General features: G+C 66.9%; 11 protein-coding genes. All 11 read left to right on the top strand.

What is annotated here, in order from left to right; genetic code table 11:
* Positions 1 to 126: 126 nt before the first annotated feature.
* The 11 genes from WC597_RS12350 to WC597_RS12400 all read left to right on the top strand — a co-directional run bounded on the left by WC597_RS12350 (position 127) and on the right by WC597_RS12400 (position 15,944).
* On the top strand, positions 127 to 2,064 hold the full coding sequence (locus WC597_RS12350) for a methyl-accepting chemotaxis protein (protein WP_372693596.1): 1,938 nt from the start codon (positions 127 to 129) through the stop codon (positions 2,062 to 2,064).
* Positions 2,065 to 2,170: 106 nt separating this feature from the next.
* Entirely contained in the window at positions 2,171 to 4,129 is a 1,959-nt protein-coding gene (locus WC597_RS12355; RefSeq protein ID WP_372693597.1) for a methyl-accepting chemotaxis protein, read from the top strand.
* Positions 4,130 to 4,328: 199 nt separating this feature from the next.
* Positions 4,329 to 4,928 (top strand): ribosome maturation factor RimP, encoded by a 600-nt coding sequence (rimP, locus tag WC597_RS12360; RefSeq protein WP_372693598.1) that lies wholly within the window; start codon positions 4,329 to 4,331, stop codon positions 4,926 to 4,928.
* Positions 4,928 to 6,679, top strand: a complete 1,752-nt coding sequence (nusA, locus tag WC597_RS12365) for a transcription termination factor NusA (protein WP_372693599.1) — start codon at positions 4,928 to 4,930, stop codon at positions 6,677 to 6,679. The genes rimP and nusA overlap by 1 nt, the downstream gene beginning before the upstream one ends.
* A gap of 18 nt (positions 6,680 to 6,697) precedes the next feature.
* Positions 6,698 to 7,372, top strand: a complete 675-nt coding sequence (locus tag WC597_RS12370) for an RNA-binding protein (protein ID WP_372693600.1) — start codon at positions 6,698 to 6,700, stop codon at positions 7,370 to 7,372.
* A gap of 108 nt (positions 7,373 to 7,480) precedes the next feature.
* Positions 7,481 to 10,525 (top strand): translation initiation factor IF-2, encoded by a 3,045-nt coding sequence (infB, locus tag WC597_RS12375; RefSeq protein WP_372693601.1) that lies wholly within the window; start codon positions 7,481 to 7,483, stop codon positions 10,523 to 10,525.
* 121 nt (positions 10,526 to 10,646) lie between these two features.
* Positions 10,647 to 11,456, top strand: a complete 810-nt coding sequence (locus WC597_RS12380) for a helix-turn-helix domain-containing protein (RefSeq protein ID WP_372693602.1) — start codon at positions 10,647 to 10,649, stop codon at positions 11,454 to 11,456.
* Between the two features lie 75 nt (positions 11,457 to 11,531).
* Complete coding sequence (locus WC597_RS12385; RefSeq protein ID WP_372693603.1) at positions 11,532 to 12,623, top strand: serine hydrolase domain-containing protein; 1,092 nt, start codon at positions 11,532 to 11,534, stop codon at positions 12,621 to 12,623.
* 158 nt (positions 12,624 to 12,781) lie between these two features.
* Positions 12,782 to 13,210, top strand: a complete 429-nt coding sequence (locus WC597_RS12390; RefSeq protein WP_372693604.1) for a DUF2141 domain-containing protein — start codon at positions 12,782 to 12,784, stop codon at positions 13,208 to 13,210.
* A gap of 21 nt (positions 13,211 to 13,231) precedes the next feature.
* Entirely contained in the window at positions 13,232 to 14,710 is a 1,479-nt protein-coding gene (locus tag WC597_RS12395; RefSeq protein WP_372693605.1) for a carotenoid oxygenase family protein, read from the top strand.
* Between the two features lie 67 nt (positions 14,711 to 14,777).
* Positions 14,778 to 15,944 carry an acyltransferase family protein gene (locus WC597_RS12400; RefSeq protein ID WP_372693606.1) on the top strand — a complete coding sequence of 389 codons (1,167 nt, stop codon included), beginning with the start codon at positions 14,778 to 14,780 and terminating at the stop codon, positions 15,942 to 15,944.
* Positions 15,945 to 15,967: the final 23 nt, after the last annotated feature.

Here is a 15,967-nt window from a genome sequence, read left to right on the forward strand (position 1 = left end):
TGTTCGGGCTGCGCCCATCAATCACCCGATTACAGTTGCTTACAGCGTAACAGCCGGGCGCCTACACACCTCCCTAGGCGTGACTGCTCAAAAAATAATAACGGGACGACACGAAGGAAGGCTCAAGTGTTCAATAGCATCAAGGCTCGTCTGTGCTGGAGCGTCGCGGCATTGGTCGCAACGACTGTAGCCGCCATCGTTTGCGGGTCTCTGACCCTGATATCGGCGGACAAGAAAATCCAAACGATCATCTACGATCGCGTCGTTCCGTTGGAACAGCTCAAGGTCGTCAGCGACATGTACGCCGTCAACATCGTCGATACCGCGCACAAGGCGCGTGCCGGCACAGTGAGTTTCGGCGAGGCTGTCGAGCATCTCAAACAGGCTGATTCAGCGATTCAGCAAAACTGGACCGCCTACAAGAATACCGATCTGACCCTTCGGGAAGCCGAGCTCGTCGAGGCGGTCGAGCAAAAGCTGCCGGCGGCGGCCAAGGCGACGGAACGTCTCGAAGACATACTGATCCGGCGCGATCAGGCCGCACTGGAATCGTTCGTTCGTGCTGACCTCTACCCTGCCATCGACCCGGTGACGGAGGATATATCCAGCCTGGTGACGCTTCAGACCACCGAGGCGAAGAAGGCCGGCGCCGAGGCCAAGTCCGAGTTGTTGATGGCGGAGGTCATGATGTCCGTGATCGCGATCATCGCCCTGTTGGTCGCGGCGGTATCGGCTTTCGTCGTCATCAGGATGGTGTCGAGGCCTCTCGACCAGATGGCATCGGCGATGCGGCGTCTTGCGGGGGGTGACAAGTCCATCGACGTGCCTGCGGTCGGCCGCAAGGACGAGATTGGCAACATGGCCGGGTCGGTCCTGGCCTTCAAGGAAGCGGCGATCGCCAACGACCGTCTGGAGCAGGAGGCCCTGGCGCAACGTTCCATGTCCGAACAGGAACGCGCTGCAAACGAGGCGGAGAAGGCGCGGATCTCGGAGGAGGATCGCGTGGCCCTGGGCGCGCTTGCGGCGGGCCTGGCGGCGATGTCCGACGGCGACCTGACCCACAGGTTCACCGCGGCGGTCGCGCCGCGTTCGGAATCGCTGAAGTCCGACTTCAACGCCGCCATCGCCCAGTTGCAGCAGGCGATCTCGGTCGTGGTCGGCAACATCTCGGGCATCCGTTCGGGCGCAGGTGAAATCTCTCAGGCCGCCGACGACCTGTCGCGCCGCACCGAGCAGCAGGCGGCTTCGCTAGAGGAAACCGCCGCCGCGTTGGACGAGATCACCGCCACGGTGAACAAGACCGCCTCGGGCGCACGTCAAGCTTCCGATGTGGTTCAGGCTGCGCGTAACGACGCGGAGACCTCGGGCGTCATCGTGCGCGACGCCGTATCGGCCATGCAGGCCATCGAAGGATCGTCGAGCCAGATCAACCAGATCATCGGCGTCATCGACGAGATCGCCTTCCAGACGAATCTTCTGGCCTTGAACGCGGGCGTCGAGGCCGCGCGGGCCGGCGAGGCCGGTCGCGGCTTTGCGGTGGTGGCTTCCGAAGTGCGCGCCCTGGCCCAGCGCTCTGCCGAAGCGGCCAAGGAGATCAAGACCCTGATCTCGACATCGACCTCACAGGTGGGTTCGGGCGTGAAACTGGTCGGTCAGACCGGCGAGGCCTTGCAGCGGATCGTGGACCGGGTGGCTGAAATCGACGGGCTTGTCCGTGAAATCGCCGCCTCGGCTCAGGAACAGGCCGTCGGCCTGGCCCAGGTCAACACGGCCGTGAACCAGATGGATCAGGTCACCCAGCAAAATGCTGCGATGGTCGAGGAATCCACCGCCGCCAGCCATTCACTGGCCCAGGAGGCTCAATCACTGCAAGCCTCGATGGCCCAGTTCCGCGTCGGCGATGGCGTCGAAAAGCCGACAAGGCGCCAATCCGCCCCGATGCGGCAGACGCCTTCCGCGCCCGCCAAGCCCGCCAACCGCATGGTTGCCGCGCTCAAGACCATCGGACGCGGCGGCGCGGCGCGTAAGGTCGAACCGCAATCCGACGGCTGGGAGGAGTTTTGAGGCGCGAAATGCCGCCGCTACGGGCTTCTACCTAGCGGCGGTGTTCGGCCAAAGTTAACCTGATTGGTGGAAATGTGACGCTTCGAACTCATTATCGGAACGTCACATGAAAACCTTGTCGATCGGCGGACGGATCAATCTTCTGACGCTCGTGACCATCGCCGGTCTGTTGATCGTCACGGGACTGGGCCTGTTTCAGGTCAATGCGGTGATGCGCGAAGACATCGCCGACCGGACCAAGAAGACCGTCGAGATCGCCTATAGCGTCGTCGCCCACTACCAGGCCGAGGAGCAGGCCGGCCGTTTGACCCGCGATCAGGCTCAGGAAGCCGCCAAGGCGGCGGTCGGCGCTATGCGCTATGGCCAGGACGACTATTTCTGGATCAACGACATGCATCCGAACATGGTGATGCATCCGATGAAGCCGGCCCTGAACGGCACCGACCTGAGCGCCAAGACCGACGCCGACGGCGTGCTGATGTTCAAGGAGTTCGTCGCCGTCGTGCAGAAGGACGGCGAGGGCTTCGTCGACTATCAGTGGGACAAGCCGGGTCAGGAACAGCCTGCGCCCAAGATCTCCTATGTGAAGGGCTTCGCGCCCTGGGGCTGGGTGATCGGTTCGGGCGTCTATACGGACCAGATCGCGGCGGCCGTCGGCAAGGCGGCGCTGACGCTGGGCGGCCTGGCGCTGTTGGTGGCCTTCGCCGCCGTGGCGGCCGGCTGGTTCATCGGACGTTCCGTTTCGACGCCCGTCGTGGCCCTGGGCCGGCGCATGCGCGGCCTGGCCGATGGCGACAAGACCACGGAAATTCCCGGCGTGGCGCGGGGTGACGAGATCGGTCAGATGGCGGCCGCCCTGGCCATCTTCCGCGACGCTGCCATCGAAAAGGATCGTCTGGAGGTCGAGGCCCTGTCGCAACGCTCGATGAGCGAACAGGAACGCGCCGCCCGCGAGGCCGAAAAGGCGCGCGAGACCGAGGCCGACCGCGTCACCATCACCGCCTTGGGCCAAGGTCTGTCGGCGATGGCCGACGGCGACCTGACCTATCGGATCGAGGCCGAGTTCGCGCCCAAGGCGGCGCAACTGAAGACCGACTTCAACGCCGCCATCGCCCAGTTGCAACAGGCCATTGCGGTCGTGGTCGGCAACATTTCGGGCATCCGTTCCGGCGCCGGCGAGATCAGCCAGGCCGCCGACGACCTGTCGCGCCGCACCGAACAACAGGCCGCCGGTCTGGAAGAAACAGCCGCAGCTTTGGACGAGATCACCGCCACGGTGAACAAGACCGCCTCCGGCGCCCGTCAGGCCTCCGATGTGGTTCGCGCCGCCAAGGGCGATGCCGAAACCTCGGGCGTCATCGTGCGCGATGCCGTCCAGGCCATGCAGGCCATTGAGGGGTCATCGTCGCAGATCAACCAGATCATCGGCGTCATCGACGAGATCGCCTTCCAGACCAATCTTCTGGCCCTGAACGCGGGTGTCGAAGCCGCTCGTGCGGGCGAGGCCGGTCGCGGCTTCGCGGTCGTGGCTTCCGAAGTCCGAGCCCTGGCCCAGCGCTCGGCCGAAGCGGCCAAGGAGATCAAGACCCTGATCTCGACCTCGACTACCCAGGTCGGATCGGGCGTCAAACTGGTCGGTCAGACCGGCGAAGCCCTGCAACGGATCGTGGACCGTGTCGCCGAGATCGACGGGCTGGTGTCCGAAATCGCCGCCTCGGCCCAGGAACAGGCCGTGGGCCTGGCCCAGGTCAACACCGCCGTGAACCAGATGGATCAGGTCACCCAGCAGAACGCCGCCATGGTCGAACAATCGACCGCCGCAAGCCATTCGCTGGCCCAGGAAGCCCAATCGCTGCAAGCCTCGGTGGCCCAGTTCCGCGTCGGCGACGCCGCCCCGGCCCGCGCCACGTCCCCCGCATCCCGTGCATCGGCCAGACCATCCGCGCCGGCCACGGCTCCTACTCGATCCAGCCACATGGCCGCCGCCCTCAAGACCATCGGTCGCGGCGGGGCGGCGCTGAAGCCTCAGACCGTGCCTGCGCAAGATGGCTGGGAAGAGTTCTAGGGTCTGCATCGACTTCGAGTATCTGATCGTCATCTTCGTCGTGTGCGTGGGTGACGATCAGGCTTGCGACTCCGAAAGGGGCTGACAAGCGAATGTGAAACGCCTATATGGCCCCTCACATCGTTAGACCGGCGTCCAACGGCGTCGTTTCAAGCGGCGGCCCGGACGGACCGCCGCTTTTGTTTTGGATACTCGTCGCTTGCGCGCAAGAACCGCCCAGGACCGCCAACTGCTGGAGCTGATCGACCCCATCGCGGAGTCGCTCGGTCTGGAAGTCGTGCGTGTCCGCCTAATGACCGGCTCCAAGCGCCAGCGCCTCCAGGTCATGGCCGAACGCCCGTCCGACCACGACATCTCTGTCGAACAGTGCGCCAAGCTGAGCCGCGCCGTGTCGGAGGTGTTCGACGCCGCCGACCCCATCGCCGGCGAATATATGCTGGAAGTCTCGTCGCCCGGCATCGACCGGCCCCTGACCCGTCCCATCGACTTCGACCTGTTCGAGGGCGAGGAGGCGCGTCTGGAGACCGACCGGATGATCGAGGGCCGCAAACGCTTCAAGGGCGTGCTGGCCGGCTATGAGGACGGCAACGTCCTGATCGACCTGGACGGCGAGGAAGACACCGCCCTGATCCCGTTCGACTGGCTGAGCGACGCCAAGCTGGTCCTGACCGACGCCCTGATGAAGCGGGGCGCCGCCATTCGCGCCGCGCGCGGCGAACCCGAAGACGACGGCCTGCCCGAAGGGGAAGCCGAAGACGCAACAACCGACACCACGACCCCTTCTGAGGACAACGCCTGATGGCCGTCACCGGTATTTCCGCCAACCGCCTCGAACTGCTGCAGATCGCCAATGCGGTCGCGCAAGAGAAGAACATCGAGCGCGAGGTCGTCATCGAGGCGATCGAAGAAGCCATCCAGAAGGGCGCCAAGTCGCGTTACGGCGCCCATCACGACATCCGCGCCAAGATCGACCACAAGACCGGCGAACTGTCCCTGACCCGTCACGTCACCATCGTCGAGGACGACTGGATGCCGGAAGACGAGCTGGAAGAGTTCAACGACAGCGCCATGGTGCGCCTGACGGACGCCTCCAAGCGCGATCCCGAAGCCGTCGTCGGCAAGGAATACGTCGAGACCCTGCCGCCGTTCGAGTTCGGCCGCGTCCAGACGCAGATGGCCCGTCAGGTCGTGACCGGTAAGGTCCGCGAGGCCGAGCGCGCCAACCAGTACGAAGAGTTCAAGGATCGCGTCGGCGAGATCGTCAACGGCACGGTCAAGCGCGTCGAATACGGCAACACCATCGTCGACCTGGGCCGGGGCGAAGGCGTCATGCGCCGCGACCAGTCTATCCCGCGCGAAGTGTTCAACATCGGCGACCGGATCCGCACCTACATCTATGATGTCCGGCCAGAGGCCAAGGGCCCGCAGGTCATGCTGTCGCGCGCCCACCCCGGCTTCATGGCCAAGCTGTTCGCTCAGGAAGTGCCGGAAGTCTATGACGGTGTGATCGAGATCCGCGCCGCCGCCCGCGACAGCGGTTCGCGCGCCAAGATGGCCGTCCTGTCGAACGACAGCTCGATCGATCCCGTCGGCGCCTGCGTCGGCATGCGCGGCTCGCGCGTTCAGGCGGTCGTCGCCGAACTGCAGGGCGAGAAGATCGACATCATCCAGTGGAACCCGGATGAGCCGACATTCATCGTCAACGCCCTGGCCCCGGCCGAAGTCTCCAAGGTCGTGCTCGACGAAGAAGCCGGCCGCGTGGAAGTGGTCGTGCCGGACGAGCAGCTGTCGCTGGCCATCGGCCGTCGCGGCCAGAACGTCCGCCTGGCCTCGCAACTGACCGGCTGGCAGATCGACATCATCACCGAGGCTCAGGATTCTGAGCGTCGCCAGCGCGAGTTCAGCGAGCGCACCGGCCTGTTCCAGGAAGCCCTGGACGTGGACGAGGTCATCGCCCAGCTGCTGGTCACCGAAGGCTTCGCCACGGTCGAAGACCTGGCCTATGCCGACCCCTACGAAGTCTCCGAGATCGAAGGCTTCGACGAGGAAACGGCCGAGGAACTGCAGGCCCGCGCTCGCGAATTCCTGGACAAGAAGGCCGCCGAGCTGGACGCCAAGCGCGTCGAACTGGGCGTCGAGGACGGCGTGCTTCAGGTGCCGGGCGTGACCCTGCCCATCGCCGTCGCCCTGGGCGAAGGCGGCGTGAAGACGGTCGAGGACCTAGCCGACCTGGCCACCGATGAAATCCGCGGCGGTTATGAGGTCAAGAACGGCGAACGGGTCAAGGTGCCTGGCGTGCTGGAGAGCTTCAACCTGGCCCAGGAAGACGCCGAACTGCTGATCCTGCAGGCGCGCGTCGCCGCCGGCTGGATCGACGCTTCGGAACTGCCGCAGCCCGAGCCGGAAGAGTTTGAGGAAGGCGAGTTCGCCGAGGGCGAATATGACCCGGACCAGGTATTCGGCGATGCGCCTGTCGAGACCGAAACCGACGACGCTACAGACGATACGGGGGTCCTCGCCGAGGACGACTCCGAACCGTCGAACGCGTGATGGGAGACCTGGCCACATATGAGCTTGCGCGACGCAACGATCGATAGAGAACGCCGGGACCTCGTCTCTCACGAGGTCATGGACGAATCTCGCCTGATCCGTTTCGTCGCCGGGCCCGATGGCCAGGTGGTTCCCGACCTGGGCAGGAAACTGCCCGGACGCGGCCTGTGGGTCGAAGCCAGCCGCGCCTCGATCGAGACGGCGGTCAAGAAGAACGGCTTCACCCGCTCGGCCAAGACCAAACTGACCGCCCCGGCCGACCTGGCCGATGTCGTCGAACGGCTGCTGTTCCGGCGCTGTCTCGACCAACTGGGCCTTGCCCGACGCGAAGGCGTGCTTATCTCAGGCTTCGAAAAGTGCGCCGCCAATCTGCGGGCAGGCAAGGTCGCCTGGGTGGTGGAGGCCGCCGACGGCTCGGCCGACGGACGCGGAAAGATCCTCGCCCTGGCCCGCCATCAGACCGCGAAAGTCTGCGGCGCGTTCTCTGTGGACGATTTGAGTTTGGCCCTTGGGCTGGAAAATGCGATACACGCCGTCCTGCTTGCGGGCGGACGCGCCGATCGGTGGACCATAGAGGTCGAACGACTGGCTGGATTTCGGCCGCTTCGCCCCCCTCACTGGGATGTTCCCGGTGTCGAGGACGGACCGGCGGGAGCAACCCCGACTGACCTTGATCAAGGTGGGGCGAGCTGAGGATTTTGGCGGCCGAGGGCCTGTCTCCAAGGGCGGAGACGGGCTCACGGTCGTTCATGGGTATTAGATGAGGACGGCGGGCCTTTCCGCCCCGAGTAAAGCGACCGGATGAGCGACGAAAACGACAAGACCAACGAAGGCCAGGGCAACGCGGGCGGCACGCCGTCCCAGACGGGGCCGCGTGCTCCGCTGAGCCTGAAGCCGCGCGTTGTGGGATCGGTCCCGACCGGGACCGTGAAGCAGAGCTTCAGCCATGGCCGATCCAAGACGGTGGTGGTCGAGACCAAGCGCCGTGCAGGCGCCGGCGGACCGCAACGTCCGCAGGGCTTCGATGTCGCACGTCCGCAGCAGGCCTCTCAGGCGCCACGTCCGCAAGGTCAGCGTCCGTCGCAACCCGCCGGCGGCGCCCTGTCGCCCGAGGAGCAGGAAGCACGCCGTCGCGCAATCGCTCTGGCGACCCAGGCCAACGCCGCCAAGGCTGACGCCGCCGCCGCCGCCAAGGCTGCAGCGGACGCCGCCGCTCGCGACCAGGCCGCCGCCACCGAACGCGCCGCCCAGGCCGCTCGCGACGAAGCCGCCGCCGCCCAGGCCGCTGCCGAAGCCGCTCGCGCCGAGGCCGCCAAGCTGACCGCCGCCGCACCTCAACCGGCCAAGCCTGCGCCCAAGCCGGCGGCTCCCGCCGCCGCCGCCCCGGCGCCTGCGCCCGTTGCGCCGACGCCGGCTCCGGCCGCCCCCGTCGCGGCAGCGCCTGCCGCCCCGGCCCGTCCGGCGGCTCCGGCTCGTCCGGTCGTCAACTTCGGCCAGCGCGTGCCCAAGCCCGGCAATCCCCAACGCGCCGCGCCCGAGCGTCCCGCCTTCGGCGGCCGTTCGGCCCGTGAGCAGGCGATGGGTGGTGGAGATCGCGCCTATTCGGACCGTCCGCAGACCGACCGCCCGCAAGGTGATCGTCCGCAGGGCGCCCGTCCCGGTCCTGGCGGTCAGCGTCCGCAAGGCGCCAAGCCGGCTGAGCCCGTCCGCTATTCTGCCCTGAACCCGCGTCCGGCCCCCGGCGCCGCCCGTCCCGGCGGCGCGCGCACCGGCCCTGGCGGCCGTCCGACCCCGAACGCCCCCCCGGCCGAGGCCAATGTTCTGCGTCCGGCCCGTGCGCCCGGCGCCGGCTTCGGACGTCCGGTCGGTCGCGATGACGATCGTGAAAAGCGCTTCTCCGACGCTGGCAAGGCGGTCAGCCGCACGCGCGGCGAGCCGAAGCGCCGCGAAGGCCGCATGACCATCCAGTCCGTGGTCGGCGACGGCGACGCCGCCGAGCGCATGCGCTCGCTGGCCTCGGTCCGCCGCGCCCGCGAACGCGAGAAGGAAAAGCGTAAAGGCGGCTCGACCGACGCGCCGAACCGTCCGCGCGAAGTGGTCATCCCCGACGTCATCACCGTTCAGGAGCTGTCCAACCGGATGGCCGTGCGCGGCGTCGACATCATCAAGTTCCTGATGAAGCAGGGCCTGATGATGAAGATCAACGACGTGATCGATTCCGACACCGCCGAACTGGTGGCCGAAGAGTTCGGCATGGCCGTCAAGCGCGTCTCGGAATCCGACATCGAGTTCGGCTTCCTGGGCGATGCGGACGACGCAGAAGCGGCCGATGTCCGGGCGCCCGTCGTGGCCATCATGGGCCACGTCGACCACGGCAAGACCTCGCTGCTGGACGCCCTGCGCACCACCGACGTCGCCGGCGGCGAAGCCGGCGGCATCACCCAGCACATCGGCGCCTATCAGGTGCGTCTGGAAGACGGCCAGAAGGTCACCTTCCTGGACACCCCGGGCCACGCCGCCTTCTCGGCCATGCGTGCGCGCGGCGCTAACGTCACGGACATCGTGGTCCTGGTCGTGGCCGCCGACGACGGCGTCATGCCCCAGACGATCGAAGCCATCCAGCACGCCAAGGCGGCCAACGCCCCCCTGATCGTCGCTGTGAACAAGATGGACAAGCCGGGCGCGACGTCTCAGAAAGTCGTCAACGAGCTGCTGCAGTACGAAGTCATCGCCGAGAGCCTGGGCGGCGACGCCCAGATCATCGAGGTGTCGGCCAAGGAGCGGATGAACCTCAACGGACTGCTGGATGCCATCCTGATCCAGGCCGAGCTGATGGATCTGCGCGCCAGCGCCGATCGTTCAGCCGAGGGTGTGGTCATCGAGGCCAAGCTGGACAAGGGACGCGGCCCCGTCGGCACCGTCCTGGTCAAGCGCGGCACGCTGAAGCGCGGCGACATCGTCGTCGCCGGCGGATCGTGGGGCAAGGTTCGCGCCCTGCTGAACGAGCGTAACGAGCAGCTGACCGATGCCGGACCTTCCGTCCCCGTCGAAATCCTCGGCCTGGACGAGGCCCCGTCTCCCGGCGACGTCTTCGCCGTGGTGGAATCCGAAGCCCGCGCCCGCGAGCTGACCGAATATCGTCAGCGGGTGAAGCGTGAGAAGGCCCAGGTCTCGGGCGGTTCCGTGTCGCTGGTCGACATGATGTCCCGCCTCCAGTCCAAGAAGGTCTCGGAACTGCCGGTCGTCATCAAGGCGGACGTTCAGGGTTCGGCCGAAGCCATCGTGGGTTCGCTGGACAAGATGAGCACCGACGAAGTGCGCGCCCGCACGGTCTATTCCGGCGCCGGCGGCATCACCGAGAGCGACGTCAACCTGGCCAAGTCGGCCGGCGCGCCGATCCTCGGCTTCAACGTCCGTGCCTCGAAACAGGCGCGCGATCTGGCCGACCGCGAGGGCGTCGAGATCCGCTACTATTCGATCATCTACGACCTGCTGGACGACATAAAGGGCGTGCTGTCCGGCATGCTGGCGCCGCTGCAACGGGAAACCTTCCTGGGCAACGCCGCCGTCCTGCAGGTGTTCGACATCTCCAAGATCGGCAAGATCGCCGGTTGCCGCGTGTCGGAAGGCGTGGTCCGCAAGGGCGCGCGCGTCCGTATCGTTCGCGACGATGTCGTGGTGCTGGAACTGGGCACGCTCAACACGCTCAAGCGCTTCAAGGACGAGGTCAACGAGGTCACGGCGGGCCAGGAGTGCGGCATGCAGTTCCAGGGCTTCCAGGACATCAAGGAAGGCGACTACATCGAGTGCTTCACGGTCGAAGAGATCAAGCGCACGCTGGACTAGTCCGCTTCGCAAGCACCCAGAGACAAAGGCCCGGAACCCAGGTTTCGGGCCTTTTCTTTTGCCGAATCCCGCGCATGATGTTCAGTATCGCGCGCGGGGCGCCGCGCGGGGATCGTCATTCATGAGCAAGCCCCATCTGCCGTCGGGCGATTTCTTCGGCGCCGCCTCGCGGACGGTCGAGGCCGGCGGTTTCCGCGTCGGCCTGTGGGTCGCCAGCCGGCCGCCGGAGGGCGTCGAGCTTCACGCCCATGACGACGCCCATTTCGTCCTTGCTCTGGACGGCGGCTACCGCAGCCTGGCCCATGATCCCCTGACGCCCAAGAACGCCGCCTTCGGCCCCGGCGCCTTGGTGTGGAATCCGCCAGGTGTCGAGCACCGGGACTGTTTCGATGTCGCCGGCGGTCGCTTCCTGTCGATCAGTTTCGATCCGCCCAAGCGCGCCGGGCGCGGCGACCCGATGCGGTTGCGTAGCGCCCTGGCCGAAGGCGCGGCGCGTCGACTGGTCGGGGTGGCCGGGCGGTTCGCGGCGGGGGACGCGGTCATGATGGAGGGGCTGACTCTGGACATGGCGGCGGCGGTCCTGTCGCCAGGAGAGCTGGACGAGGACCCGGCGCCGCAATGGCTGTTGCGCGCCCATGATGTCCTGCACGATCTGGCTGACCAGCCGGGACTGGAGGTGGCGACCATCGCCCGTCTGGTCGGGGTTCATCCCGTCTCCCTGGCCCGCCGCTATCGTCGTCATTTCGGCTGTTCAACCGCCGCCGCCATCCGTCGCGCGCGGGCGGACCGGGCGGCAGGACAGATCGCGCGCGGCCGGGATTTGGCCGAACTGGCTCTGGGCGCGGGTTATGCCGACCAGAGTCATATGACGCGCGAGTTCGGCGCCCTCTACGGCTTGACGCCTGCCCGCTACCGCGCCCTGTTCGCCTGATCGGTTGCGTCTGTTCAAGACGGACGGCCCGCCGTGTGGGATGTCCGGCCGTTACTTCCCCAATCCAGGACCGTCATGCGTCATCTGCTTCTCGCGACCCTCGGGCTCGCGCTCGTCTCCGCACCGGTGATGGCCGAGCCGAACTGGCCGGTCGCCGCACCCGAAACCCAAGGCGTTTCGGCCGAGGGTCTGGCGGCCATGGACGCGGCCGTTCGCGCCGGGACCTTCCACAAGATCACCAGCGTCCTGATCGCCCGCCACGGCAGACTGGTGCACGAGGTCTATTTCGACGAGGCAGGCCGTGAGAGCCGCCGTAACACGCGCTCGGTCACCAAGACCGTCACCGCCATGTTGGTGGGCGCCGCCGTCGCACGCGGCGACATCGCGAGTGTCGATGCCCCGGTCCTGCCCTTCGTCGCGGACCACGGCCCGTTCGACAATCCCGACCCGCGCAAGGCGGCGATCACGGTCGAGGACCTGCTGACCATGAGCTCGCTGCTGGAATGCGACGATGACAATTCGTTCTCGCGCGGCAATGAGGAGCGGATGTATCTGATCGAGGACTGGGTGAAGTTCGCCCTGGACCTGCCGGTGCGCGGCTTTCCCGACTGGATCCCAAAGCCGGCGGATCAGCCCTACGGCCGAGCCTTCAGCTATTGCACGGCGGGCGTGACCACTCTCGGCGCCGTCGTCCAGAAGGCGACGGGCGAGCCTCTAAAGGATTTCGCACGCGAGGCCCTGTTTGGTCCGTTGGGGATCGAGGGCGAGCGCTGGCAGATGTCGCCGATGGGCTTGGCCCAGGGCGGGGGCGGACTGGGGTTGCGCAGCCGTGATCTGCTCACCCTCGGTCAATTGCTGCTGAACCACGGCCGCTGGGACGGACGCCAGGTGCTGCCCGAGGCCTGGATCCGCGCCATGACGGCCCCACACGCCAGCGTCGATCCGCAGAAGGGCGACTACGGCTATCTGATCTGGCTGCCGACCTATCAGGTCGCCGGCGCGCCGCATCCTGCCTGGACCATGTCGGGCACCGGCGGCAACAAGGTCGCGATCATCCCGGACCTAGATGCGGTCGTGGTGGTGACGACCGAGAACTTCGACGTCCGCAATCCGCACGGGCTGGCCGATACCTTGATCGCGGACCATGCGCTGGCGGCGATGAAGTAGGGCGTTCGTTCGCGCTTCGCCAATGAACGGGGGTGGTCGTTGGCGAATGGCGGCCGTGCGTCGCCGCAAGTGAGGTGGCGGCGGGCAGGAGGCGGCGGCAGTGTCTGGTCATCGAGGGCCGGTCGTCGGTCTCCTCCCTGAAAACAGGACGCACCGTCATGAAGACCTTCGCCGCCATCACCCCCGTTCTCGCTCTTGTCGCCGCCGCTGTCGTCTCGGCCCCGGCTTTCGCCGCCGACCTGACCGTCGAGTTTCCGACCGCCGCGCCCCAAGGCCAGATCATGGTCGCCCTGTTCGGCAGCGAGACGAACTATGGCGGCGAGGGCCAGCCGGTCCGTTACGCCATGGTCGACGCGGCGGGCGGTCAGAAGAGCGCGACGTTCGAGGGGCTGCCCGACGGCGACTATGCGGTGCGCGCCTTTCATGACCTGAACGGCGACGGCAAGATGAACACCAACCCCTTCGGCATGCCGACCGAACCCTACGCCTTTTCCAACAATGCGGTCGGCAACATGGGGCCGGCGTCGTGGGACCGCGCCAGGTTTGCTGCGGCCGGCGTCGCCGTCCAGTCGATCGACCTGAAGTAAGCGACCGAGCCGGAGCCTGACATGACCCCCTCCCGCCGTTCCTTCCTGATGGGCGCCGCCGCGCTTTCCGCCGCCGTCGCCACGCCCGAGATGGTCCGCGCCGCCGCCGCTCTGGACGCCGTCGCCGCGACGAAAGCCGACTGGGCGTTGGCGACCCGGGATATCGAAGGCGATATCGCGCGCCGGACCATGCGCCTGATCCACGGCCGCGCGCCGGCGGGCCTGCAAGGCGCCCTTTATCGCAACGGGCCAGCCAGGTTCCGGCGGGCAGGCGGTTCGGCGACCCACTGGTTCGACGGCGACGGCATGATGCGCGCCTTCCGCATTCAGGACGGCCAGGCCACGCTGGAGGCGCGGTTCGCCGACACGCCCAAGCGCCGCACCGAGACCGAACTGGGCGCGGTCGTGACCCCTGGCTTCGGAACCAAGGGCGATGCGCGCGCCCGCATCGGCTCCAACGACGACGCCAACGCCGCCAACACGGCCGTCATGGTCGCCGGCGATCAGGTCTGGGCGCTGTGGGAGGCGGGATCGCCGCTGGCCATGTCGGTCTCGGACCTGTCGACCACGGGTTTCGTCACCCTGCGCGACGACCTGAAGGGGATGCCGTTCCAGGCCCATCCGCGTTATGCGTCCGATGGTTCGATCTGGAATGTCGGTCTGGCCGGAAACCGCGCCGTGATCTGGCGCCTAAATGCCGACCGCAGCCTGAACGACGCCCAGATCGTGGCCCTGCCGCGCGCCAGCTATATGCACGACTTCACCGCCACCGACCGGCACGTGATCCTGGTGCTCCAGCCCTGGGTGTTCGAGACCCACGCCATGCCGGTGATCTCGGGCCTGGCCTGGCGACCGGAAATGGGGACGCAAGTTCTGGTGCTGGACAAGGACGATCTGTCCGAGCGCCGCCTCTATGACCTGCCTGGCTTCTTCCACTTCCACCTGGGCGACGCCTGGGTCGAGCGGGACGGCACGATCCGTTTCGACGTCGCCGCCAGCGGCGATCCGCGCTTTGCGGTCGATGGCGCGCGGGTTCTGGTGGATGGGCACGGGGTCGTGCCGGGCGATCCGGCGAAACTGGCCCTGATCACCCTGCGGCCAAATGGCCGCGCCGACATGACCTATAGCGATGTCGTGGGCGAGTTCCCGAAAGCCGATCCGCGCCGGGCGGGGCTGAAACGCAGCCTGACGTCCCATACGTCGGGCGAGACGCGCGGGCGTCCTCTGCCGACGGGCTTGGCCGTGCACGATTGGGACAGTGGACGCTCGAACGCCTTCGAATTCGGCGTGCATCAGGTGGTCGAGGAGGCGGTCTTCGTACCCAAGCCGGGCGCAACGGCGGAACGCGACGCCTGGCTGGTCGGGCCGTCGGTCAATCTGAAGGACGGCCGCACCGAACTGCATGTGTTCGACGTGGCGCGGATCGAGGACGGACCCGTGGCGACATGGCAGGCGGACATGGCCCTGCCGGTCGGCTTCCACGGCGTGTGGGCGGGGTAGGAGCCGCCGGGGCACAACCTTTGCGCGCCTTCACGGTTCGAAAAGGCTGACGTGCCAAGGTGAGACCATGACCCCCGTTCAGACCCACGCCCAGACTCACGCCAAGACTCCGGCCGATCTTCGCCCCATCACCGCCCTGCGCTTCGGCGCGGCGATGTGGGTTGCCGTCTATAGCTTCTGGGAAAACCTGGCCGGGGCGGGTCAGTCCGGTCTGGTGGCCAAGGGCTATCTGGGGGTCGAACTGTTCTTTGTCCTGTCCGGCTTCATCCTCAGCCACGTCTATCTGGCGGCGGCGGGCGAGAAGCGCTTCTCCTATCGCAGCTTCCTGTGGGCGCGGGTGGCGCGGGTCTATCCGCTGCATATCGCGACACTGATCGGGGTCGGGCTGCTGGCCGCCGCCGCCCTGTTCGCGGGCATGAGCGTGGACGGCAATGTGCTGAGCTGGGCGTCGCTGCCGGCCAACCTGTTCATGGTCCACGCCTGGGGCCTGGCGCCGGTGGCGGGCTGGAACCATCCGTCCTGGTCGATCTCGGCGGAGTGGTTCGCCTATCTCTGCTTTCCGCTGTTCGCCTTCGTCTTCTGGCGCGCGCGGCATCGTCCGATCGCAGCCGTCGTCGGCGCGGCGGCCTTCCTGGCCATCCTCTATTTCGTGTTCGAACAGTGGGCCGGCTTTTCCCTGACCGAGGCGACCATTCGTTGGGGCGCGCTGCGGATCGTGCCGTGCTTCGCCCTGGGGTGCGCGCTGTATCTGGTCTATCGCCGCGCGCCGTTGAAGGCGCCTTGGCTGTGCGCCGCCGTCTCGTTCGGTCTGATGGTCCTCAGCGCGGCGCTTGGACTCTGGGACGGGGTCACGGTCCTGCTGGCCGGCGCCCTGATCCTGTCGCTGGCGTCGCTGCCCAATGAGCGCGCCGGATGGCTGGCGTCCAAGCCCGCCGTCTACCTCGGCGAGATCAGCTATTCGGTCTATATGGTCTGCGTGCCGTGGAAGCTTCTGGCCGTCGGCCTGGCTGCCAAGCTGTTCGACGCCCCCGACAAGCAGCTTCAAATTTTCGTGTGGTTGGCGATTTTGGCCCTATTGCCGGTCGTGGCCGCCGTCTCGTATCATCTGGTGGAACACCCGGCCCGCAAGGCTTTGCGCGGCATGAGCAAGCGGGGCGATAAGATTTCGGCAAACAGTCTGAAGTCCAGCGCTACGCCGAAACAACTTGCTACCGAGCGTGAACCCATGGCCTAAAGGGCGTCCCAACGGCGGGTCGG

This window comes from Brevundimonas sp. (assembly GCF_041648115.1).
In the GTDB taxonomy this organism is placed as follows: Bacteria; Pseudomonadota; Alphaproteobacteria; order Caulobacterales; family Caulobacteraceae; genus Brevundimonas.

What these genes read in the sequence shown, in the direction of transcription:
- WC597_RS12400 (WP_372693606.1), top strand. Translation starts at nt 14,778, where the DNA reads ATGACCCCCGTTCAGACCCACGCCCAGACTCACGCCAAGACTCCGGCC.
- WC597_RS12385 (WP_372693603.1), top strand. Translation starts at nt 11,532, where the DNA reads ATGCGTCATCTGCTTCTCGCGACCCTCGGGCTCGCGCTCGTCTCCGCA.
- WC597_RS12355 (WP_372693597.1), top strand. Translation starts at nt 2,171, where the DNA reads ATGAAAACCTTGTCGATCGGCGGACGGATCAATCTTCTGACGCTCGTG.
- WC597_RS12395 (WP_372693605.1), top strand. Translation starts at nt 13,232, where the DNA reads ATGACCCCCTCCCGCCGTTCCTTCCTGATGGGCGCCGCCGCGCTTTCC.
- WC597_RS12370 (WP_372693600.1), top strand. Translation starts at nt 6,698, where the DNA reads ATGAGCTTGCGCGACGCAACGATCGATAGAGAACGCCGGGACCTCGTC.
- WC597_RS12390 (WP_372693604.1), top strand. Translation starts at nt 12,782, where the DNA reads ATGAAGACCTTCGCCGCCATCACCCCCGTTCTCGCTCTTGTCGCCGCC.
- nusA (WP_372693599.1), top strand. Translation starts at nt 4,928, where the DNA reads ATGGCCGTCACCGGTATTTCCGCCAACCGCCTCGAACTGCTGCAGATC.
- infB (WP_372693601.1), top strand. Translation starts at nt 7,481, where the DNA reads ATGAGCGACGAAAACGACAAGACCAACGAAGGCCAGGGCAACGCGGGC.
- WC597_RS12380 (WP_372693602.1), top strand. Translation starts at nt 10,647, where the DNA reads ATGAGCAAGCCCCATCTGCCGTCGGGCGATTTCTTCGGCGCCGCCTCG.